Annotated in this window: 21 protein-coding genes, 1 tRNA gene, 1 other RNA gene and 1 pseudogene; 11 read left to right on the top strand and 13 right to left on the bottom strand. The window is 60.7% G+C overall.

The window, feature by feature from the left end; translation table 11 throughout:
- Positions 1 to 23 precede the first annotated feature (23 nt).
- Positions 24 to 1,604, bottom strand: coding sequence for a Do family serine endopeptidase (locus KP701_RS11340; protein ID WP_215747260.1), 1,581 nt, complete (start codon positions 1,602 to 1,604; stop codon positions 24 to 26).
- 124 nt (positions 1,605 to 1,728) lie between these two features.
- Between KP701_RS11340 and KP701_RS11335 the strand changes: the two genes are divergently transcribed.
- From KP701_RS11335 to KP701_RS11325, 3 genes are all read left to right on the top strand, one after another.
- Positions 1,729 to 2,928, top strand: coding sequence for an Mrp/NBP35 family ATP-binding protein (locus KP701_RS11335; protein WP_215747259.1), 1,200 nt, complete (start codon positions 1,729 to 1,731; stop codon positions 2,926 to 2,928).
- On the top strand, positions 2,925 to 3,080 hold the full coding sequence (locus tag KP701_RS11330) for a hypothetical protein (protein ID WP_169795779.1): 156 nt from the start codon (positions 2,925 to 2,927) through the stop codon (positions 3,078 to 3,080). Before KP701_RS11335 ends, KP701_RS11330 begins: the two co-directional genes overlap by 4 nt.
- 79 nt (positions 3,081 to 3,159) lie before the next feature.
- Positions 3,160 to 3,234: transfer RNA gene (locus KP701_RS11325), tRNA-Thr, on the top strand.
- 627 nt (positions 3,235 to 3,861) lie between these two features.
- Here KP701_RS11325 and thyX read toward each other — a convergent pair.
- Positions 3,862 to 4,773, bottom strand: coding sequence for an FAD-dependent thymidylate synthase (gene thyX / locus KP701_RS11320; RefSeq protein ID WP_062446731.1), 912 nt, complete (start codon positions 4,771 to 4,773; stop codon positions 3,862 to 3,864).
- Between the two features lie 94 nt (positions 4,774 to 4,867).
- Between thyX and ssrA the strand changes: the two genes are divergently transcribed.
- The 3 genes from ssrA to KP701_RS11305 all read left to right on the top strand — a co-directional run bounded on the left by ssrA (position 4,868) and on the right by KP701_RS11305 (position 6,352).
- Positions 4,868 to 5,194: a transfer-messenger RNA gene (gene ssrA / locus KP701_RS11315) on the top strand.
- 97 nt (positions 5,195 to 5,291) lie between these two features.
- The gene (locus tag KP701_RS11310; protein WP_215747258.1) at positions 5,292 to 5,867 is read left to right on the top strand and encodes an SspB family protein; all 576 of its coding nucleotides are present in this window, start codon (positions 5,292 to 5,294) and stop codon (positions 5,865 to 5,867) included.
- A 92-nt stretch (positions 5,868 to 5,959) separates the two neighbouring features.
- Complete coding sequence (locus KP701_RS11305) at positions 5,960 to 6,352, top strand: VOC family protein (protein WP_011252963.1); 393 nt, start codon at positions 5,960 to 5,962, stop codon at positions 6,350 to 6,352.
- Between the two features lie 34 nt (positions 6,353 to 6,386).
- Here the strand turns inward: KP701_RS11305 and KP701_RS11300 are convergent, their stop codons facing one another.
- The 3 genes from KP701_RS11300 to KP701_RS11290 form a co-directional block, all read right to left on the bottom strand.
- Positions 6,387 to 6,605, bottom strand: a complete 219-nt coding sequence (locus KP701_RS11300; RefSeq protein ID WP_011252962.1) for a hypothetical protein — start codon at positions 6,603 to 6,605, stop codon at positions 6,387 to 6,389.
- Between the two features lie 95 nt (positions 6,606 to 6,700).
- Complete coding sequence (locus KP701_RS11295; RefSeq protein WP_041111795.1) at positions 6,701 to 7,498, bottom strand: ABC transporter ATP-binding protein; 798 nt, start codon at positions 7,496 to 7,498, stop codon at positions 6,701 to 6,703.
- Between the two features lie 4 nt (positions 7,499 to 7,502).
- Positions 7,503 to 8,372, bottom strand: coding sequence for an ABC transporter permease (locus KP701_RS11290; protein ID WP_215747257.1), 870 nt, complete (start codon positions 8,370 to 8,372; stop codon positions 7,503 to 7,505).
- Positions 8,373 to 8,579: 207 nt separating this feature from the next.
- Between KP701_RS11290 and KP701_RS11285 the strand changes: the two genes are divergently transcribed.
- The 3 genes from KP701_RS11285 to KP701_RS11275 are packed head-to-tail and all read left to right on the top strand — an operon-like array spanning position 8,580 to position 11,123.
- Positions 8,580 to 9,938, top strand: coding sequence for a lytic transglycosylase domain-containing protein (locus tag KP701_RS11285; protein ID WP_215747256.1), 1,359 nt, complete (start codon positions 8,580 to 8,582; stop codon positions 9,936 to 9,938).
- A gap of 52 nt (positions 9,939 to 9,990) precedes the next feature.
- Complete coding sequence (locus tag KP701_RS11280) at positions 9,991 to 10,539, top strand: peroxiredoxin (RefSeq protein ID WP_215747255.1); 549 nt, start codon at positions 9,991 to 9,993, stop codon at positions 10,537 to 10,539.
- The gene (locus tag KP701_RS11275) at positions 10,536 to 11,123 is read left to right on the top strand and encodes a DUF1643 domain-containing protein (RefSeq protein WP_215747254.1); all 588 of its coding nucleotides are present in this window, start codon (positions 10,536 to 10,538) and stop codon (positions 11,121 to 11,123) included. Before KP701_RS11280 ends, KP701_RS11275 begins: the two co-directional genes overlap by 4 nt.
- Positions 11,124 to 11,155: 32 nt before the next feature.
- Here KP701_RS11275 and KP701_RS11270 read toward each other — a convergent pair whose 3' ends face one another.
- Entirely contained in the window at positions 11,156 to 11,782 is a 627-nt protein-coding gene (locus KP701_RS11270) for a POTRA domain-containing protein (RefSeq protein WP_215747253.1), read from the bottom strand.
- A 297-nt stretch (positions 11,783 to 12,079) separates the two neighbouring features.
- Between KP701_RS11270 and KP701_RS11265 the strand changes: the two genes are divergently transcribed.
- Both KP701_RS11265 and KP701_RS11260 read left to right on the top strand, forming a co-directional pair.
- Positions 12,080 to 13,639, top strand: coding sequence for a carbohydrate porin (locus tag KP701_RS11265; protein ID WP_215747252.1), 1,560 nt, complete (start codon positions 12,080 to 12,082; stop codon positions 13,637 to 13,639).
- 148 nt (positions 13,640 to 13,787) lie between these two features.
- Complete coding sequence (locus tag KP701_RS11260) at positions 13,788 to 16,037, top strand: TonB-dependent receptor (RefSeq protein WP_215747251.1); 2,250 nt, start codon at positions 13,788 to 13,790, stop codon at positions 16,035 to 16,037.
- 87 nt (positions 16,038 to 16,124) lie between these two features.
- On the opposite strand, the gene KP701_RS11255 is transcribed toward KP701_RS11260, so the two are convergent.
- The 7 genes and pseudogenes from KP701_RS11255 to KP701_RS11225 all read right to left on the bottom strand — a co-directional run.
- Positions 16,125 to 17,687 (bottom strand): carbohydrate porin, encoded by a 1,563-nt coding sequence (locus KP701_RS11255; protein WP_215747288.1) that lies wholly within the window; start codon positions 17,685 to 17,687, stop codon positions 16,125 to 16,127.
- A gap of 217 nt (positions 17,688 to 17,904) precedes the next feature.
- Positions 17,905 to 19,404, bottom strand: coding sequence for a peptide MFS transporter (locus tag KP701_RS11250; protein ID WP_215747250.1), 1,500 nt, complete (start codon positions 19,402 to 19,404; stop codon positions 17,905 to 17,907).
- Between the two features lie 36 nt (positions 19,405 to 19,440).
- Positions 19,441 to 19,584, bottom strand: coding sequence for a hypothetical protein (locus tag KP701_RS11245; protein ID WP_215747292.1), 144 nt, complete (start codon positions 19,582 to 19,584; stop codon positions 19,441 to 19,443).
- A gap of 10 nt (positions 19,585 to 19,594) precedes the next feature.
- A complete protein-coding gene (locus KP701_RS11240; protein WP_215747249.1) occupies positions 19,595 to 20,521 on the bottom strand; it encodes a DnaJ C-terminal domain-containing protein in 927 nt (308 codons plus the stop codon).
- Positions 20,518 to 20,676 (bottom strand): hypothetical protein, encoded by a 159-nt coding sequence (locus KP701_RS11235; RefSeq protein WP_165919964.1) that lies wholly within the window; start codon positions 20,674 to 20,676, stop codon positions 20,518 to 20,520. The genes KP701_RS11240 and KP701_RS11235 overlap by 4 nt, the downstream gene beginning before the upstream one ends.
- Positions 20,677 to 20,751: 75 nt before the next feature.
- On the bottom strand, positions 20,752 to 21,669 hold the full coding sequence (locus KP701_RS11230; RefSeq protein ID WP_252345572.1) for an alpha/beta hydrolase: 918 nt from the start codon (positions 21,667 to 21,669) through the stop codon (positions 20,752 to 20,754).
- A 38-nt stretch (positions 21,670 to 21,707) separates the two neighbouring features.
- Positions 21,708 to 22,029: pseudogene (locus KP701_RS11225) on the bottom strand (secretion protein); the annotation flags it as partial.

The following is a 22,029-nucleotide window of genomic DNA, read 5'->3' as shown; positions in this document are numbered from 1 at the left end:
GCTTTCAGCGCAAGGGAGCGATATCAGTTCCCAAGGAAGGGCACCGGCACCCAGCGCAGTCCGTCATCATCCTGAACCAGCAGCAGCACTTCCGTCTTCTTGCGCTCATGCAGACGCTGCACGGCCTTGGCGAAATCGTCCGGCGTGTTGATCTGGTCCTGCCCGACCTGGGTAATCACGTTCCCTTCCTCAATCCCGCGCGATGCGGCGGGGCTTCCGGCTGCGACGCGTGAGACGAGAACGCCGCGCTGATCGTCGGTCAGGGCATATTGCGTGCGGGCATCCGCATCGATCGAGCTGACCGTTACGCCAAGCTCGCCCAATGCCGCATGACGATGTTCGGGCTGATGCGTGTCCGAAGGCGGCATGTCCGGCGGCGTGGGCGACTGGCCCAGCGTAATCGGCAGCGTCTTGAGCGTGCCCTTGTGCCAGACCGTCAGCTGCGCCTTCGCACCAGGCAGGATGGACGCGATGATGCGCGGCATGGTCTGGCCGGTCACGTCCTGATCGCCCACACGGGTGATGATATCGCCAACCTCAAGCCCGGCTTTTGCAGCAGGGCCTTTCGGATCGATCTCCGAAATCAGCGTACCCTTGCCGTTGGAACCGTCCGGCTTGTGGAAATCGAGCGTCTCCGCAATGTCGTTCGTCACGTCCTGGAACTTCAGCCCCATCCAGCCACGGGAGACATGTCCCGTGCGACGAAGCTGGTCGATAATCCCGCGCGCATCATCAGCCGGAATGGCAAAGCCGATGCCGATGGAATCGCCGCCCGCCCCACCATAAATCAGCGTGTTGATACCAATCACTTCGCCGGACAGGTTGAACAGCGGCCCACCCGAATTGCCGCGATTGATGGCCGCGTCCGTCTGGAGGTAATCGTCATACAGGCCGTGTTCGACGTTTCGCCCACGCGAGGAAATGATGCCCGCCGTCACGGTCCCGTTCAGGCCAAACGGATTGCCGATCGCCAGAACCCAGTCCCCGATCCGCGCCTTGTCGCTGTGCCCGAGCGGAACAGTCGGAAGCGGATGCTTCGGCTTGACCTCCAGCACCGCCAGATCAACCTGACTGTCCCGCCCTACAATCCGCGCCGGCATTTCCGTCCCGTCCTGAAGCGTGACGCTGACCTGATCAGCGCCTTCAATGACGTGGTTGTTCGTCACGATGATGCCGGACGCGTCAATAATGAAGCCTGAGCCCAGAGCCTGCTGACGGCGCGGCGGCTGGTTCGGGGCCGGTTTATGCTTCAGGTAATCATGGAAGAACTTTTCCAGCGGTGAGCCCGGCTGAAACGGGGGCACCTGCGGGCCGTCCGGATCACTGGAATCCGGACCCTTGTCATCATTCTTTGACGGCTTGAGAACCGCGGATGTCGAGACATTGACGACCGAGGGAAGCAGCCTGTTCGCCAGATCCGCGAAACTCGACGGCACGGAGCGCGGCGCCGGGGTCGGCACCGAAGACGGCTGGCTTGAGGTCGGCGGCGCGCTTTGGGCAAAGGTGGGGCTCACACTCCAGCCCCCCGCAAGGGACAGGGCCAGACCGGAAACAGCAAGACAGGCAGCACGACGGGCGCCGGAACGGACGAGCAGGTTTTTCATACCTGCACGCTAACGCAGAACGTGGGCCTTCGTCACCATCCCGCCGTTCAGGATGCGTTTTCGGCCCGCTCATGCTAGGGTCAGAATCCTTTCCGATACGATATTTCCCTGATGAGAGCCCGGCATGACTGACACCACGCCCCCGAACGACATGCCGCCCGGCTCCCCTGAGACCAATGTTCCCAGCGCTGAGACCCGCATTACCGACATCCTGAAAAGCGAGCAGGACGCCCAGGGCTCGAACGTCCTGTCCTTTGCTGCTCTGGAGAGTGTGTCGGTTCGCAACGGTCATGCCCATGTCTCGCTGGCGACGTCGCGCGACAACGCGTCGCGCGTGGAGCCACTGCGGCCGCGCGTCGAAGCCGCAATTGCGAGCCTGCCCGGCATCACGGGCGCCACGCTGTCATTCACCTCCCATCGTCCCGCAACGCCGGCCGCAGCCAATGCCCCGGCTCAGGGCGGGGGGCACCGGCCTTTCAATCTGGGCGACAAACGTCGCAATGCTGCAAGCCGACACGCGCCTGAAACGCTGCTGCCCGGCGTCAAGGCCGTTATTGCCGTCGCATCGGGCAAGGGCGGCGTCGGCAAGTCCACCACGGCCGTCAACCTCGCGGTCGGCCTCGCACATCAGGGCCTGAAAACCGGCCTTCTCGACGCAGACATCTATGGCCCGTCCCTGCCCCGGATGCTGGGGCGCAATGCCCGCCCGGAAGTTGTGGACGGGACGATCCTGCCGATCGAAGCCTGGGGCCTGAAAAGCATGTCCATCGGATATCTGGTGGACGAGAACCAGGCCATGATCTGGCGCGGCCCGATGGTCATGGGCGCGCTGACGCAGTTTCTGGGGGAAGTCGAATGGGGTGAGCTCGACGTCCTCGTGATCGACATGCCGCCCGGTACCGGAGACGCACAGCTGACGCTGGCCCAGAAGCTTGGCCCCAAGCTTGCTGCCGGTGGCGCGGTCATCGTCTCCACACCTCAGGATATTGCGCTGCTGGATGCTCGACGTGGCGTGGCGATGTTCGAGCGGATGGAAACGCCCATTCTCGGCGTGGTCGAGAACATGTCCTATTTCTGCTGCCCGAACTGCAATCACCGCACGGAACTCTTCGGACATGGTGGCGCCAAGGCCGAAGCCGAGAAAATGGGGGTCCCGTTCCTGGCGGAAATCCCGCTGCTGGCCGATATCCGCGCGAGTGGCGATGAGGGAACCCCGATCATCCTCTCCGCACCACAGAGCGAAGCCGCACAGGCCTATACGAGGCTCGCGCAGGCTGTCGCCCGCTCCCTGTCTTCAGAATACAGCACGAAAGAACGGCCATGATCCGTCTTCTTCTCATCGGCGCCTGCCTGACATTGGGCGCCTGCTCCCAGACGGTCACGCATCGTGGCCTGTCTTCCGATGGTTACGGCTTCACGCAAGACTCTCAGCATCTGCCGCCACCCGCAGACCTGATGACTCCCATCCCGCACTAAAATCCTGCGCAGGCACAGAGAATCGCTCTCCGGAGCTTGACCTAATACGCCCCGGCATGGAAAAAGCCGCTCTGCGGATGCCGGGTTAGCACAGTGGTAGTGCAGCGGTTTTGTAAACCGAAGGCCGGGGGTTCAAATCCCTCACCCGGCACCAGCTTTTTCCAAAAAGCGACCAATACCCCGGGCGACTGGAAAATGTTGTTCAAACCGGGACTTGCAGGCTGAAACTGCAGCCTCCCAAAGGCTGCGAACTCCTAAAAATCAGTAATGCACAAGTATCGTAGTCACATAGAGTGGAATGTGGGTATTCCAAGAATCCTCTTGACAGATTTGTGCTGAGATCCGGATTGCGACCACGATTCGTAGCCAAAATTATCAAACCGAATCAGAGACTTAGAAACATATCCCCGAGAATTCACCCGAATCGAACAGCCCTGAAGAGAGACTCCACCCCTGTGGATAACTCTGTTCGTAAAAAAATCAGCAGTCGATGTGATGAGAGTCACACGAATCCGGTCTGAATCTCTCAAAAAACCCGCATAAATAAAAACAGATGAGAAAATCTGCTTTTACCTGATGTTTACAATCCTGAATATTTTACGACGCAGGCCAGAAAAAATGAATGGCCAGAGATATCAGAACAAGCGCAATAGCTATTGCCGTCCATAGAAATAGATTTGGTGTTCTTTCTGGTACATCTTCGACTGGATTGGCCGCCTGTGCTTCTCTTGCGGCGAGCATCAGGCGTTCGAGATCGTTTCCGGCTGGTCCCGGAGCGGACTCAGGATGCGCCATCCAGAACCGCCACCATTTCCGACCACTCGCGCTTGGTCAGACCGGAATTTTCCTGCGTGACCGTTTCACCGGCCAGACGGCGGCGCACCACCTTCAGCATACCGGCAGAAAGCGTAAAGGCGCCGAGACGATATTCCTCGAAGGCCGCCGCCGTTGCCGGAACCCACGCCTTGAGAATCTCGATCATCTTTTCTGCATAGACGCGGATTTCGTACTGCGCGTGCGGGTCGGCCCGCAGGGCAAGGAAGTGCATCAGGTTGTGCAGATCGATCTTCCAGTACCACTGCGTATACGTGTTCAGGGTCAGGTTGATCCGCGCGAGCTCACGCGCCAGACCCGTGCCTTCAGGATTCAGAAGGCTTTCGTAGTCATCATAGCACTGGCTGGCATCGCGGCGCAGGATCTCCAGAACCTGATGCGCCGTATCGGCATCCAGGGCGTCGCTCCGCCCCTGCCGGTTTGAACTGCTCTGCGCGGCGACCTGATCCATCGCTGGCAGATAGAACTCGCGGTCCAGAATGGAATAACGTGCCGAATACTCGTTCACGCTTGCCATGCGATGACGGATCCACTGACGCGCCACGAAAACGGGCAACTTCACATGGAACTTGATCTCGCACATCTCGAACGGCGTGGAGTGACGGTGACGCATCAGATAACGGATCAGCCCCGCATCCTCGGACACCTTCTTGGTTCCACGACCGTAAGACACCCGCGCGGCCTGCACGACCGCACCGTCATCGCCCATATAGTCGACGACGCGCAGGAAACCATGATCCAGCACCTCGAAAGGTGTGAAAAGCAGGTTTTCCATCGCCGCCACGGTCGGACGGGAGGTCAACTGGGGTTCGCTGCGCTGCGCTTCGATTTCAGCGCGCTGTTCGGATGTCAGTGCCATGGCGGCGGCTTTAGCATGGGCTTTTGCCCGGCGTCATCCGAATGAATCGGATTGACACGATTCCGGAGGCTTAATTTTTTTCATCCCCGCCTTTTCCCTTGCGACCGGACACGCGCACTCCTATGTTCATCGGTGCAAGGGGTTCGTCCCCGGCTATGGCGATAAACGGTAAGTGGAATAAGTGTTGTGGACCCGGGGGCAGTGCCCGGCGTCTCCACCATGAAAAACCCCTCGCAAAAGGGGTCTGTGGGGACGAAACAGGCTCGACGCGCACGGTAAAGACTTATCTTTTGCCCGGCATTGTACCACCGTCATCGGGCTAAACTTACAAGTGCCAACGATAACTCAGAGGTGCTCGCTGTCGCTGCATAAGCGATAAGCGCGGTTCGGGAGGGCACCGGGCAACAGAAGCCCTCCCACCTCATCATGTCCACGACATTCAGAGCAAAGACGGCTTGCCATCCGCGCCCGTCTGTCGCATCCCTGAGCAAGTTGACCGAAACATCAGGCTTGCGACCATGAGCGACGACGATCACAACGGCCAGGACGGCTTCGAGCACGAGCTTCCCGAGAGCCTTCTCCCTTATGATGACTGGGTGGAAGACGCCTATCGTGAAGTCATGCTGCGTGCGATCGAGCATGTCGCAGCTGAAGGCCTGCCGGGCGCCCACCACTTCTATCTGACGTTCCGCACGAACCGCCCGGATGTCATCATCCCGGCCCGTCTGCGGGCGCAGTATCCCGAAGAGATGACCATCGTCCTTCAGCACCAGTTCTGGGATCTGGCGCTGGACCGCGAGAAAAACGTGATTTCAGTTGGCCTGTCCTTCGGCGGCGTCGGCAGCATCCTGTGCATCCCGGTGAACGCCATCACGGCTTTTGCCGATCCCCATATCCGCATGGCGCTGCGCTTCAGCCATTCCCCGCTGGACGAGGATGAAGACGTCGAAATTCCCGAAGGCGCCGTGGAGCCGGACGATATCGATCCTGCCCACCATCCTGAAGTCCAGCCGGAAACGGCTTCGTCCGAAGACGTGAAGAAAGACGCGGAAGTCGTCAGCCTGGCCGCATTCCGCAAGCGGCCGCCGACCTGAGCATCCGCCCTGCGGGATTTCGAAAACGGATTGGCCAGACAGTGTTTTTCCGGCCTATACTGGCCGGAACGTCGCTCTCATGAGGGATCCCCATGCGCTTTACCGTCGATCGCCTTGACCATATCGTGCTGACTGTCCGGGACCGGACCCTGTCTGCATCCTGGTATCAGCGTGTTCTGGGAATGGATATCGACGAATACGGCCGTAACAACCGTGTGGCACTGAGCTTTGGCGGGCAGAAGATCAATCTGCGTCCCGAAGGCTCGGAAGGCTGGGAAACGGCGGGCGATGCCGCGCCGGGAACGTCCGACCTGTGCTTTACGACAGCCATCGCCAGCGAACATATCGTCCGGCATCTGGAAAAATGCGGGGTGGAAATCGTTGAAGGCCCGGTGGCGCGCCTGGGGGCACTGGGTCCGATCACCTCCGTCTATTGCCGCGACCCGGACGGCAATCTGATCGAACTTGCCTCCTATAACGGCTGAGGGCGGCAGAGCGCACGCCCCGCCGCCTGCTGCGTCACCAGTTCTTGGAAATCAGCCAGAACTCTTCGGAGGTCAGCGTGATGGCATTGCAGTCCTTCGTTTCGGCCGCAGCCTTGGCGAGGGCATGAATGCGCTCGATCATGATCGTCTTGCGCTGATGCGCTTCGGACGTTTCCTTGACGGTCGATAAGGTCTGCAGAGCGGACTCGGACGCTTTGGCGACACGCGCGGCGTCAATGGCGGCATAAGACATGAACTGTCTCCCTGAATGTCAAAACCGGGAGGCAGCCTACTCCACGCGGGATCGGATACCAACTCCGCCACCCCCGCACCCGCCGCAGGATGGCCCTAGACGGGCGTTGCCGCCACTGCCGCCTCATAGGCGTCCAGCACATCCGCAGCCGGACCATCCATGCGGACTTCCCCGCTCTCCATCCAGATGATGCGCGTGCACCATTGACGCAGCACCGTCAGAGCATGGGATGTCACGACCAGGATCTCCGCCGCATCGACCATCCCTTCCAGCCGCGCCCTGGCCTTGTCCTGAAACTTCTGGTCACCGGCCATGAACCATTCGTCCATCAGCAGGATGCGGGAGCGCGGCACCGTTGCCAGCGCGAACCCCAGCCGGATGGACATGCCTGAGGAATAGAGCCGCACCGGAAGATCGAAAAATGCTCCCAGATCGGAGAACGCCTCCACATCCTTTTCCAGCTCCTGCGTTGCTGCCCGGCTCAGTCCCATCCGGCAGGCGAAGAGCTGAATGTTTTCCCGCCCCGTGAGCTCGCTGTTCATCCCGGCTTTCGGATCAATGAGGGCATGGGTATCGCCTTCGATATCCAGGATGCCATCATCCGTTTCGTAAATCCCCGCCAGAACACGTAGCAGCGTCGATTTTCCCGCACCGTTATGCCCGACGAGACCGACCCTTTCCCCCTCCCCAATCGTGAAACTGACTTTGGAAAGAGCCTGGACTTCCACGACCTCGGTTGCATTGCCGCTCATCCGCATCCTCCCACCGACCGCTTCCGTCTTCCCGGCCACAGTGCTTCGGGCGCGGGACAGCAGGGTCTTTTTCAGGGAACGGGAGCCGCCGTGGAGTACGGGGAAAGACAGGGACAGGTCTTCAAGACGGATATGAGCCATGATGTCAGATCCAGAAAACCAGGCGCGACCGCACCCGAATGAATGACCGCACGGCAATCAGCCAGAACACGGCGCTGGTGGCCAACGCAATGCCCCAGATCTGCAGAGACGGCACATGTCCCAGAAGAGGCTCGCGCACGATTTCCAGCAGTGGATAGAACGGATTGTACAGAAGGTAAGCTGCCCTGGGTCCGAGCTGCTGCGGCATCCAGATGACCGGCGTGACATAGAACACGATCTGCAGCAGCGCGCCGATAATCGGTGCGACATCGCGGAAACGCGCACAGAGCGAACCGAACAGCATACAGGCGGCAAAACCGTCCAGACCCCACAGAAGAAGCGCGGGGATCGCGAGAAGGGCGTCCATCCCCGGCCAGAGATGATAGAGGGCGAACACGCCAAGCGGCACGACGATGTTATGGGCGAAGACGATTGCATTACGCACCACGACCCGCACCGCATACAGCAGGAACGGCAGCCGAACGGACCGCACCATGTCCTCGGCATCAAGGAAGCATGTGCAAGATTCCTGGATCAGGCTGGAGAATCCGACGCTCCACAGGGTAAGCGACAGCGACAGGAACGGCAGATAGGACGCAAGCTGCATGTGAAACAGTTTGCTGTAGAGCACCCCCATCGAGGCGACCATCAGGGCAGAGGTAATGGTCAGCCAGAACGGCCCCAATGCGGACCCTCGGTATCGAAGCCTGATATCGAGCCAGCCCAGCCTGACACCCAGCCGCCACAGACGCCGTGTTTCCTTCCAGTCAGCCCAGGCCCGGGCCGCGGGACTGCCCCGCAGAGCGTCACGACTGACCTGCCTGTGCGGCGCATCGTTACGTGCGACATCTGAAGCTGGAGAAGATACACTCATATCGTCCGCCTACCCGATCCCCCCACCCCCGGCAAGAAGGCGGACGGGGGAAGTTCATATTCGGGAAATGAATCCCCGCTACACTCCTTTCCGCAAGCCGTTCTCTGTCAGAAAATCTGTTCTGCAGAGCCCTTTTTCCTAGTTTCGCCGTAATCCCCGTGTATGCTTGTCATATTGAGACAAGTTTTCCTCAGGTGCCCAGACCCGATGCCCAGACCCGTCTTTCCGTTCCGGACCACTGTCCGCACCCTGTCTCTCATCCGTGCGGGTGCTGCTTTTGGTCTGGTCGGACTGCTCGCCGCCTGCGCCGGCAACAACGCTGACATTGGCGGCGGATCGGAGCTTCCGGTTTCACAGGAAGCAGCGAATTACCGCGCCCACGCGAAATCCTATTATGCCCCCCCCGGCCCGCCCAGCGACCCTTGGGGCCCTTACATCCAGGAAGCCTCCAACCGCTTTGATGTGCCCGAAGCTTGGATCCGGGCCGTCATGCAGCAGGAATCCGGCGGGCACCTTTTCGATCATAACGGCAATTTCATCACCTCGGTTCCCGGCGCCATGGGCCTTCTTCAGCTCATGCCGCCGACCTATGACGACATGCGCCAGCAATACGGACTGGGCGAAGATCCTTACGATCCGCACGATAACATCCTCGCGGGGACAGCCTATCTCCGGCAGATGTATGACATCTACGGATCTCCCGGCTTTCTCGCGGCCTATAACGACGGCCCGGGAAGCCTTGACCGCTATCTCCGCCGTGGACGCGCTCTTCCCCGCGAAACGCGCCGCTATGTGGCTGCCATCGGACCGCATATCGCTGGCATCACGCCGCATAACCGCTCAGCTGCCGACCTTCTGGTCGCCCAGCACGATCCCAACTCCCAGGTCATGCTGGCCCAGAACACACCATCGGCAGACATAGCCCCAGTAACTTCCGCCTCCGAGCGGCAGGCCGTCAGTGCGGCATGGAACCACCGGGAAACCGCCGACACATCGTCTGACGATTCAGATTCGGACACTCCGGCCGCGACACCCCAGACGGCTCCTGTCCAGGTCGCATCCGCCGCAGGATCCGAGGCCCCCGCGAGCATCAGCGCAGCCTGGGCCGCGCGTGGATTTACGCCGACACCGACCCGCCCCGCCGTCCGGCAGGCGTCCGTTCCTGATGACGAGGTCGCGGACAACCGGGTTACGGCACAGGAAATCCCGATCGGGCATCATCTGCAGCCTCAGCCGATCATGGCTGTCATGCCAGCCAGCCGGGTGCAGCCCCGCATTTCCCTTCCGGCAATCTCCACGTCCTCCAGAGCGGCAACGGGCAACTGGGCCATTCAGGTCGGCGCCTTCGCCAATGCGAAGCAGGCAAGCATCGCCACGTCTGCAGCCCATAGCAAAGGTGGCGTCGTGGTGGCTTCAGCCCGATCGCAGGTTGAGAGCGTGAAGGGAGGTCGTTCGCATCTCTATCGCGCCCGCCTGACCGGTCTGACGCATGAAAATGCAGTTGCAGCCTGTCGCCGTCTGTCGCACGGTTCTCCATGCGTCGTGGTTCCGCCCGGCGCATATTGATGCGTTTTCCGGGCCTTTCCGCCCGCTTTTCTGACAGGGATACACCACCCCGATGCGCCGCTTCTTTGCAACGACCGCTTTCTGCGCTGTCGCCCTCGCCGGCGCCCTGACCACCGCTCCGGCGCATGCTGCCCTTGAAACCGGCACCCACGCTCCGGATTTCTCTGCTGCTGCCAGCCTCGGCGGCCACGAGTTCACCTATCATTTGGCGGATGCGCTCAAGACCGGACCCGTCGTCCTGTATTTCTATCCGGCAGCCTTCACCAAGGGCTGCACGATCGAAGCCCATGAGTTTGCGGATGCCATCCCGGACTTCAAGGCACAGGGCGCCACCGTCATCGGCATTTCCATGGACCCGATCGACAAGCTGAACCGCTTCTCGGTCAGTGAGTGCCGCAGCGTTTTCCCGGTCGCAGCCGATCCGACCGGTAAGATCACCCTCAGCTATGCCGCCAAGATGCCCCTGCTCCACATGGCAAGCCGCACGTCCTATGTCATCGCGCAGGACGGCCATATCGTCATGAGCTATGCCTCCATGTCTCCTGACGAGCATGTTTCGCGCGCCCTGGCCGCGGTAAAGGCCCTGAAGCGGCATCCGTGAGTACCCGTTCTCCGTCCACAGTTCCGGACCTGTTCGGGCAGCACCATGTTGGCGATTCACATCCGCTGAAGCTCGCTGATGACATCACCAGCACGGCGATCTATGGCGGTCCGCAGGACTGTTACCGTTACACCCTGCGCCGTGTCTGGGACGAAAGCCGTCCCATGATCATGTGGCTGATGATGAATCCGTCTGTCGCGACCGAGTTCGGCGATGACCGGACGGTCGCCAAGTGCCAGCGCTATGCACGCGCCTGGGGCTATGGCGGCATGTTCGTAGGCAACAGCTTTGCCTATCGCTGCACGGACCAGAAGCGGCTGCTCGAAGTGCCCGATCCTGTCGGGCCGGACAACGATGCCCATCTGCTGGACATGGCCCGCCAGGCCGATCTTGTGGTTCTGGCTTATGGCTCCCCACAGGCCAGAGGCCTGCGCGCGCGGGGGACGGAAGTCGCCCGCATGCTGGCTCATCACGGCATCAGGGTGACAGCCCTGCGTCTAAGCAAAAGCGGGCGTCCGGAACACCCGCTTTACCTGCCCTCAGCCCTCACCCCGCAGCCGCTCGATCCGGATATGCTGGACTGAACGGCGTTTCTGGCGGGACGCAGGCCTGACGGTCAGTTTCCGGCCTGGTCCTGCTCGTGAATGCTCCAGACGAGCACCACATGCTGGTCATGGTTCGGATAGGTCGCCTGAGGCTGGATTGAACCGGACGCTTTCTTGCTCTTGTACAGGGCCTGAATGGCCTGCATGTCCGCGGATAGAAGCTCGTTCGTAACGGGGCCGCCGGCCCGAAGCTTTGTCGCCGCTTCCAGATCAGCGGTCGAAACCTTTTTGTTCCCTTGGAACTCTACCCTGTCGAGCACCAGAGCGGTCGGAGTTGTTGCGCCGGCAGCCTGCTCCTCGATGACCAGCTTGACGGAGACGGCCTTGCCGGAAATCCGCAGCTGTTCTCCGAGGCTGACACCCACCTTCCGGGCCGAATACAGATCGCCTACGCGCTTCTGCGCAGCGGCCAGCTCATCGCGCGTGACCATGTCGCCCGCGTGATGACCGAAGGCCTGCAGAATATCCGCCGTCGGAACCTGGCTGTTGCCCTGAACGGCCACCGCCATCAACTTTAGCGGAACAGTTGGCGCCGGGATGGCGGCGTGAGCCTGCTCGGTGATAATCATTCCGGTAACAGGGACCACGGCAAGCGAAACGCCAAGAAAACTCCGGGCCAGCAGGGAGCGAATGGACATCTGGCAATCTCCTGTAATGAAAAAAATGAGAAATTCTCTGACTTTTACGCTACAGGACTTCTCTGCTTTGGCAAATCTTCCTCTGAACCCCGGTTGGAGCAACATCTTCCGGACCGATGCGTTCAGTACCCTCGAACCCCGGTGGCGCCTTCTTTTCGACGCCTTTCTTCCAATACTGGCGCCTCGGGACCCATTCTGCCCCTGACAGGATCTTCAGGGATACACCGCTCTCAGCAGCTCTGGACCACCACCAGGCTCCCGTTTCACCAACTCCATTGCAAAGGCCCCGCCCGCTTCATGCCTGTACTCGCTTCTTTCGCCCGGACTTCTTCCCGAATCCGTTCCGAACACCTGCGGTCTGTCCTGATGGGGCTTTTTTCCGTTTCCATGCTGTCTGCCGCCGTCGACAGCGCTCAGGCGCAGTCCGATCCTGACCCCAACAGCGCCCGCCACCGCGTTTCCAGAGCTGCTGCCCTGTCGTCTCCTGCCCCCCAGAACAGCGAGACACCGGCCAATGGGGGCAGCAACACGCCCATCATGCAGAACACCGTCTCCGGCTTCGCCCAGACGGAAGGGGATCCGGGACCGTATTTTTCCGCGCCCATGGGATCGCAGCATTTCCTGGGAGACTGGGGCGGCGTGCAGCCGTGGCTCCTCAAGCGCGGCATCCACCTCATGGCCGCCATCAACGAGGAGTTTGCCGGTAATTTCACGGGCGGCAAGGAGCGTGCCTATTCCGACGCCGGACAGTTCGGCATCGAACTGGATATCGACTGGGACAAGCTCGCCGGTGTACGGAACTTCTGGACGCATACCCTGATCGTCAACGGCCATGGCCAGAGCGTTTCGCGCAATTTCGGCGACTCCATCGCTGGCGTGCAGCAGATCTACGGCGCCCGAGGCAACGTGGTGGCGCACATGGTCGCGATGTATGGCGAGATGTCCTTCGTTCATAACCGCATCGATGTCAGCGCGGGTTGGATTCCGGTCGGCAGCTTCTTTGCCGCCTCCCCGCTGTTCTGCGACTTCATGAACGTCGCCATGTGCGGCAATCCCGCGCCGAACAAATATACGGAAGGCAATCGTGACTGGCCGTCGGGCAATCTGGGCGCCGTCGTCCGGGCCATGCCGACCATGGACACCTATATCATGGCAGGCCTCTTCGCGGTCAGCCCGCATTCCTATAACGGCGGTATCTCGGGCTGGTCCTGGGCGCAGTCGGGCCTGGGCAAGTTCTCCACCCCGGTTGAAATCGGCTGGACCCCCAGGTTCGGCCACAATCAGCTTCAGGGGCATTATGTCATTGGTTATTCCTACGACAATTCGCGCTATCTGAACCTGTACGAAGACATTCACGGCAATTCCTGGCAGCTCACGGGACAGCCCCGCCGCTACGAGGCAGGCCGTAACAGCGCCTGGCTCATCCTCGACCAGATGCTGGTTCGCAATGGCCCCGGCAACACGAACGGGCTGATCGCCATGGCAGGCGCGATGTACAGCGATGGCAAGACCGTTGCGATGCGTGACCATGAATGGGCCGGTCTGGTCGATACCGGCTCCGCCTGGGGCCGTCCGCTCGATACGGTCGGCGCGATGTACCAGCATTTCGACATGAGCCACACGGCGGCCCTGCAGCAGGAATCGTCCCTGGCGCTTGGTCTGCCCTATCAGGACAACCAGTGGGGGGCGGTCTACGGTCCGCAGAGCCACGAGAACGTGTACGAACTGTTCTATTCTGCCCATATCGCCCGGGCGATGGCGCTTCAGCCGGACTTCCAGTACATCCAGCGCCCCAGTGCCACGACGACCTTCCATGATGCTGCCGTTCTGGGCGTTCAGTTCACCGTCGTTCTCTGACACGCGGAACACAGCGGTTTTTCTGCAAGGCGGGGCCTGAAGGGTCCCGCTTTTTCGTGTCCGGTCACCTTCGGTAATCACAATTTAGTTGCGAATAACTCGCATTATACCGATAACCCGCTAGACTGTTCATTGTTCCGAGGTTTTCGTGCGCGCATCGCTTTCTGCACCGTTCTTACGCCCATTGCGGGCTGCGCGCCTGTCCTGCCTGCTTCTGGCAGGAACAGCCTTCCCCGTTCTCGCAGCCGATCCTGTCCCGGCCACGCCGACCGCCACGGCACCCAAAACCAAGCCAGCCGCCAGGCCTGCCACTGCTGCCGCGCAGGTTACACCTGACGAGGAGATCGTGGTCCGGGCCAGAAAGCGGGACCAGATGCAGGTCAGCAGCGGAGGACAGCTCGGGGCATTGGGCAACAAGAAAGGGCTGGACGTTCCGTTCAACATCCGCAGCTATAACTCCAGCCTGATCCTGAACCAGCAGTCCCAGACACTGGGCGAAGTTCTGGAAAACGATCCCACCGTCCGCACCACTTTCGGCTACGGCAATTTCTCGGAAATGTTCGTCATTCGCGGTTTCGCCGTTGATGGCGACGACGTGTCGATCAACGGCCTGTACGGCATCACCCCTCGTCAGCTCGTCTCGCCCGAACTGTATGATCAGGTACAGGTTCTCAACGGTGCCAGCGCGTTCCTCAACGGCGCAGCACCGAGCGGATCAGCCATTGGCGGCAATATCAATCTGCTGTTCAAGCACGCGACGAACGCCCCCCTCACCCGCATCACGGGTGATTACACCAGCAGCGCCATGGGCGGTGGCAGCATCGATGTCGGCCGTCGTTTCGGCGAGGACAAGGCCTTTGGCGTGCGGCTGAACGTCGCAGGCAAGAGCGGCGAGGATGCCGTCACGGATGAATACCGCCATTCCACAACGCTCGGCGCGGATTTCGACTGGCATGACCGCAGCAACCGCACCCGCATCACCATGGATATCGATTACGAAAACCAGGGTGTGAATGGTGGGCGACCCGCGATCTTCCTGGGCAGCGATGTCACATCCGTTCCGCGCCCCGCTGCGCCCTCGCACAATTTCGGTCAGCGCTGGGCCTATAACGACCTGAACTATGTCTTCGGCATGCTCAACGTCGAGCATGACCTGACGAAGAACGTCACGCTCTATGGCGCCTTCGGGGCCCTGACCAGCAACGAGAAGGGTAATTACTCCAACCCGACCGTCACCGATGCCGCCACCGGCGCCGGAACCGCCGGTGCCATGTATGTGCCGTACGATCAGACCAATGAGAGCACCCGTGCAGGTGTTCGCGCCCATTTCCGCACCGGCCCGGTCCGCCACGAGATCAACGCCGGCGGCTCCGGCCTGTGGGAAGACAGCGCAGCTGCCTATGCGATGGCGCTTACACCCGGTACGACCAACATCTACAACACGCCACAGTTTGCCGCCCCCGCCGAGACCTTTGCCGGTGGCGTCGTCAACGATCCGCAGACGATCAGCCGAACCCGCCTGTACAGCCTGTTCTTCTCGGACACGATGTCGTTCTTCCATGACCGAGTCGCCCTGACAGGCGGCTTCCGATACCAGAACATGCTCATCAACGGCTATAATTACAGCACGACCGGCCAGGGCGCGATGAGCAGCCATTATGACCAGGACGCCATCACCCCTGTCGTCGGGCTGGTCATCCATCCGACACGTCGGACGTCGTTGTATTTCAACAGGATCGAGGGCCTCTCGCAGGGGCCGACGGCGACCGGAAACGTTCAGAACGTGGGGGAGATCTTCCCGCCCTATAAATCCACCCAGTATGAAGTCGGCGCGAAATACGACACGGGCCGCTTCAGCGCCGCGCTTGCCGTTTATGAGATTTCACAGCCCAATGCCTATTCCGTGGCGGTCGGCAATACGGGTGAATTCGCGTTTCGCGAAGACGGTCTGCAACGCAATCGCGGTATCGAACTGACGTTGAATGGGGAGATCCTGCCCGGCCTGCGCTTCAATGGCGGAGGCACGGTGATTCAGGCGGATCTGCGCCATACGGCAGGCGGCCTTCAGGACGGCAACACGGCCATCGGCGTGCCGAACTACACGATCAACGGCAATCTCGAATACGATCTGCCGTTTCTCAAGGGTGCTACGGTCGTGGGGCGCGTAGTCAACACCGGCAAGCAGTGGGTCAACACGGCCAATACGCTGCACATTCCGGTCTGGACACGCTTCGATCTGGCGGGACGCTATACGTTTGTGACACATCACACGCCCGTCACGCTGCGCTTCGGCGTCGATAATTTGGCCAATACGCGCTACTGGTCTTCGGCCTTCAACGGCTATCTGATGCAGGGCATGCCCCGCACCTTCAAATTCTCCTTCACGACAGATCTGTAATCCGTCTCACACCGCCGAAAACGAAAAACGCGCCCTCCTTTGCAGGAGCGGCGCGTTTTTCATGTCAGGTCTTCCGATCAGCAAAGATCAGAACGTGATACCCGTCTCGAAATCCAGAAGCAGCGGGTTTTTGTAGCGGTTCGTACCGCCCGTGCTCCAGATATACTGCGCACCCGGACGGATCACGAGCCAGGGCGTCGGGCGCCAGCCATAGTTCAGCTCAAGCGCATGCTCGCCGGACGGCTTGTTAATGCCTTCGGCACCGGCCGCCTGCATCTGACGCGCCCAGATGGTCAGCTTCGGGTTCACCCACAGCATCTTCATGCCGATGCTGATCGTATCGTTCGGGCGGCTGCGGAACGTACCCTTGCGGGTCACACCCCAGGTGATGAAATACGGTGCGACGGATGTGCGCGGATCACCCCACGTAAAGGACGTGAACAGCGTCGTGCCGCGGTTCGGATCGGCCTCATCACGCTGAAGCATGCGGTCGAACTGGAACCAGCCACCAAACCGGCCGCGGACCTTTTCACTCGGCGCCGAAATCAGATACTGCGCTGGCACACCGAAAGTTCCAAGATGGGAATAGACATCACTGACTTCGGACGTATCCCAGTAGCCGCCGATTTTGATGTTGGTCTGGAGCGGACCGCTGTAATCGTCCTTGCCGCCCTGATGCCAGCCAAGCTGGAACGGCAGATAGGTGCCGGTCGCATCGTGGAGGTTCAGCTTCCAGCCGTTATGCGTGTTCGAAATCACCGGATCGACCGAATACGCACCGAACTGCACCAGATAATGGTCGTTTCCGGCCGGATAGAACTTTACCCAGGCGCCCGGATGAGCCGTGGGATACCAGCCATAGCCCGAGTTCATCGCAATGGACTGCGGCATGCCGCAGATCGCATTGGATTCGAACTGGCAATACTGGCTCATGCCCCAGTAGACCGAAGACTGCTCGAAATCGTTTTCGGTGTTGATCTCACCGACCTCAGTCGTGACGTATTTGTTCCAGGGCATTTCCCAGGACAGACGTGTCAGACGCACCGTCTCACCCGAGCCGAAAATCTGCTGCGGGCTGTCCAGCGCCGGAAGCGTAGCGCCGATGCCCAGACCCTGACGGGCTGTGATCAGCGTATGGAACATGCCGAGATTCAGGCCTGTCAGCTTCTTGAGGTTGAAGTCGACATTGATGCCGAACTCATCCGCATAACGCACGGCCTTGGTCTTGCCGCCCATCGGATTGCCGGCGCTGTCCTCAAGATAATGTCCACCGATATTGATGCCCTTGTCGGTCAGCCAGGTGCGCCAGCCACCCCAGTCACCCGTCATGGTGCTCTGGGTCAGCCAGTCATGGAACGATGCCGGGAAGAAACGGCTTTCCGTCGTGTCGGACGTTTTCGCTGCGGTCTCGACGCCTGTCTTTGTCGGAGCCGGTTTAACCAGCAGGGGAACCGGAGAAATGGATTTCGTCCGGATCTGCGGGGTGCCCATGGTCGCCGTGCTGGTTCTGGCAGCAGCTTTCTGATGGCCGTCAACAACGCCGGCTGGTGTCGTCTGTGCATGGCCAACGGCAGTAATGCCAGGAAGCACCGCTGTCATGGCACAGGCCGTCAACAGCGCTTTCGTCCAATCCTGCCCGAACTTCCCCATCTTCCAAACTGTCTCCATGTGACACCATTACAGCCGACAGCACCTGAGGCTGTTGCTGGCCCCTGTCATACAGTCCGGAAACGGTCCAGAATAGAGTGTGGAAGACCTCTGTTTTCGTAATATGCCTTTCTCGACACAGTCCCGAAGCAGACCACGAAATTTTTATCCGGAGATTTCTCCCGGATTACAAAAAGTTTAACGCTACAGTTTCCGGGGCTTATTCTCCGATCACAGTTACGTGTTCCCGATCCCATCGCCGAGTCAGAGGCTCCAGAAGCGCCAGAACCACCACGACGGCAGCCGCAACTTCACACAGCGTCCGGAACAGCCCGGCATAAAGCGCAGCCCCGCCGCCACCCGCCACGACCTCGGGTGGAAGTGCCGCCTGATTGGCGATGATGCTGCCCACATACATGGCAATGCCCCACAGCAGATAAAGCGCCCCCATCATGAAACCGCTCAGCCGCGCGGGCGAATATCGTGCGATGATGGCCAGTCCCAGACCATTCGTCAGCAGTTCCGCCAGAGACAGGAAGCCGTATCCCACTACCATGATCCAGGGAGACACCAGCCCGTCCGCATGAGCGGCCGCCGCCCACCAGACCGCAAATCCGATCGAGACCATCGCATAACCGAGAAGCATTTTGCGGGCGTGGGATGTCTGTTTCTGCTGCTGGCCCATCCGGTTATACAGGAACGCCAGAACCGGGCTGAGGACCATGATCCAGACGGAGTTGAGCACCTGAAACTGCCCGGCTGACATGTGAAAGAGCGTCACGCCCCCGATGCGGTAGTCACCGGAAACCCCACGCAGGGCAAACAGCGTCAGGGATGTCATCATCTGCTGGTAGAACACGAGATAGATCGTGCCCTGCAGACACAGCAGATAGGTCAGCCGAAGCCCCGGGCGCTCGGTCTGAGGTGCCCGCACATAGAGCGCAACCCAGATCGCCGCCAGTCCAGCCCCCGCCGCAATCACGCACAGACGCGCCAGCGTATCACTGCCCAGAACCCAGGCATTGAAGGCAGTCAGCAAAGCAAGACCACCCGCAACCATTCCGAACCGCGACAACGGGACCGGCTGTTTTTCCGAAACCGGCGTCGTCGGCTCAAGCCAGCTGGAGCGCAGCACATAATAGAGCAGCCCAATCCCCAGTCCGACCGCGCAGGTCGCGAAGGCGACCGGCGCCCCGTAATGGATCTGAAGCCACGGCGTGAGCAACATGGAGACGGTCGAACCGACATTGACGGACATGTAATACAGCGTGAAGGCCGCATCGAGCGCAGCGTCATCACCCTTGTAGATCCGGCGGATCAGATTGCCGGCATTGGGCTTGAACAAGCCGTTTCCCGTGGAAATCAGCGCCATCGCCACCAGCAGCAGCGTGTGGGACTGAAGCGCTGCGGCCAGAAAGGCATAGCCGCAGGTCAGGGACAGAGCCCCCATGACCATCGTCCGCCGCGCACCCAGCACGCGGTCACCAATGACGCCACCAATGACAGGCGTGATGTAGGTCAGCGCCCCGAAGGCGCCCATCATAAGATTGGCGGCTGCATCGGCCATTCTGAGCTGTTCGACCATGAACAGCGTCAGGACAGCCTGCATGCCGTAATATCCGAACCGCTCCCACAGTTCGATGGCCAGAACGACGGTAAACGCCCTGCGGCGCAGTCCCGGAGCAGAAGCCCCGGCCGGAGAAAAAGAGGAGGCGGTCATGCAGAACCCGTCAGAAACCAGAAGACGGGCCGCATCTTAGGGCAAATGCCACTCTCCGGCGAGGATCAGTGCATGCGTACTGATAATGCCCAGAACCGTCACGAAGATCAGCGCCACAATACCGCCGACGATGTCACTCCACGGCCATTCCGGCAGTCTCGACCGGACGCGACGCACCATCCCCATCTCTTCAGCTCTCCTGCTGGCTGAAGAAGGCCTCCAGCTCGGGGGAGACAGTACCGATATGCACCTGCAACGTCACCAGCAGATCACCGGCCGGATGCTTTTTATCGCCCGCGATCCCCCGTCCGGACAGACGCAGAACCTTGCCGCTATCTGAATGCTTCGGAATCTTGACCGAAACATCGCCCTTGGGCGTCGGGACGGCGATCTTCCCGCCCAAAATAGCTGTCTTCAGGTCGAGGTTCTGCGTAATGCGCAGGTTGCGCCCCTCACGGACATACCGGCTGTCGGGCGTGACCGTGATTGTCAGAAGCGCGTCCCCCGGCACACCCGGCTGCCCGTCCATTCCCGGACGCCCCGGAGCACCCTTGCCGCGCACGCGCAGGGTCTGGCCATCTTCCACCCCTGGCGGAATACGGACTTCGGTGTGGCCACCCTCACCCAGCGTCAGATCCAGGGACGTCCCCAGAACAGCCTGCTGGAACGAGATCGTCACCGCGTAACGGCGGTCAGACCCCYTGGATGCACGACGACCTGCCGAGCCCCCCGGCTGGAAGTCGCCGCTGAAGCCTCCCCCGAACATGTCCGAAAAGAAAGAGCCGAGATCTTCCTGATTGAAACCGCCCTGAAAGCCCTGCGCTCCTCCACGCGGACCGCCCGCGCCCGGACCATACCCACCGCCGCCAAAGCCACCGCCGAACGGCCCGCGTTCCTGACCGTCGGCATCGATCTCGCCGCGATCGAAACGCGCGCGCTTTTCCTTGTCACCAATGATGTTATAGGCCTGCCCGACCGCCTTGAAGCGCTCTTCGGCCTTCTTGTCGTCCGGATTGTGGTCCGGATGGTACTGTTTGGCCAGTTTCCGATACGCGCTGCGGATTTCCTTGTCCGTCGCCGTTTTCGAAACGCCCAGTACCGAATATGGGTCGCTCATGTCATCTCCCCGTCTTCTTCAGGTCCCTCATCCAGCAGGGAAATCAGGACCGCAATGACTTCATCCTGCGGGAACCCGGCCCGCACACCGTCTGAGATCAGGGCCTGCAGCTTCGGGCGAAGATAATCCTCTGCGGGATGTCCGTCGTCTGCCATTTCTGATCCTCCGTTATTCCCAGATGTGTGATCGCACGGGGCTGGGGTCAATGTTTCAGAACAAACTCTGCAATATCAGACACTACGGCGCCATCCAGCGGAAGCGATCCATCCGTAGCCGGAACCGCGTCCAGATCCGCCAGGATGGGTCGCATTCGGCAGCAGAACAACCTGCGCCTTCGGATCAGCCGCCTTCAGCAGCGGCAGGTCTTCAGTTGCGCTGACCTGACGATCCGCCGCCCCCTGAACGATCAGAACCGGTCCATGATAAGCCTTGAGTAGTGCTACGGGGTCATGATGGAAAAGATCGATCATGTAGTCCTGAACGGCGGGATGAAACGGCTGGCGCAATCCCGGATGCAGCATCTGGACATCCACATGATGCCCGGCTTCGAGCGCATCAATCGCCCCGTCGATCTGCGGCAGCACTGTCTGCGCTGAAGGCAGAGCATGAAGCTGGCTACGCAGCACTTCACCCAGAGGTCGACCAGCGGTGGACAGAAGAATGAGTCCGCAGATATCGGCCTGTCCCTGCGCAGAAGCCAGAGCGACAAGCCCACCCTCGCTATGTCCTGCGAGCCAGATACAGCGTACATCAGCCTTACGCCGGATGACGGCAATCCAGTTCCGCACATCGGTGGCATAATCCGCAATCGTGACGTGATTACCATCCGCTACGGCCTGTTTGCTGCCGAACATCCCGCGCTTGTCGATCCGGACGGAAGAAATGCCGCGTTTCGCCAGCCCATCCGCAATCTGCCGCAGTGTGGCAGGCTTTGGCCCAAGAGCCGAGTTTCCATCCCGGTCCGTTGGCCCGGAGCCCGGAATCATCAGAACTACGGGCGTATCGGCCCCCGCATTCACGAAGGTCCCTGCCAGCGGCCCCAGAGGACCGGGCGCTTCAATGGCCGTGCTCTCAGCCGCAAAGGCATGAGACGACAGTCCACCAAGGCCCGACAGGAGCAAGAGGAAACGAAACACTACCGGCTTCATTCTGCGTCTCCTGTTCAGGTGCCCCCGCGCACGCTGCCTTATCGGGTGAATGCTCTGACGAAGGCGTTCTGCTGTTTGACTTCGACGGGGAGTCTGGTGTCGGTGAGGGCCTTGCCCTGCCATCCGGCGCCGAGTGCGATGTAGAGGGCGACGGCGTTGCGGACGCGGGCGAGGCGGCCGACGACGGCTTGGTCCTCGGCGGACAGGGCGGTCTGTTCGGTCGTCAGCACGTTCAGATATCCGGTCAGACCGGCCGTGAACAGCTTCTGCGCGCGGTCGCGGGCGAGGCCGGCATCGACGGAGGCCTGGTTCAGCTCCTCGACCAGCTCGGCATTATGCCGCCAGTCGCCCATCGCGTCC

This window comes from Gluconobacter sp. P1C6_b (genome assembly GCF_018811945.1).
Classification (GTDB): domain Bacteria; phylum Pseudomonadota; class Alphaproteobacteria; order Acetobacterales; family Acetobacteraceae; genus Gluconobacter.
Note: the sequence above shows the minus strand (reverse complement) of the source record. Positions and strands in the feature narration are given on the sequence as shown.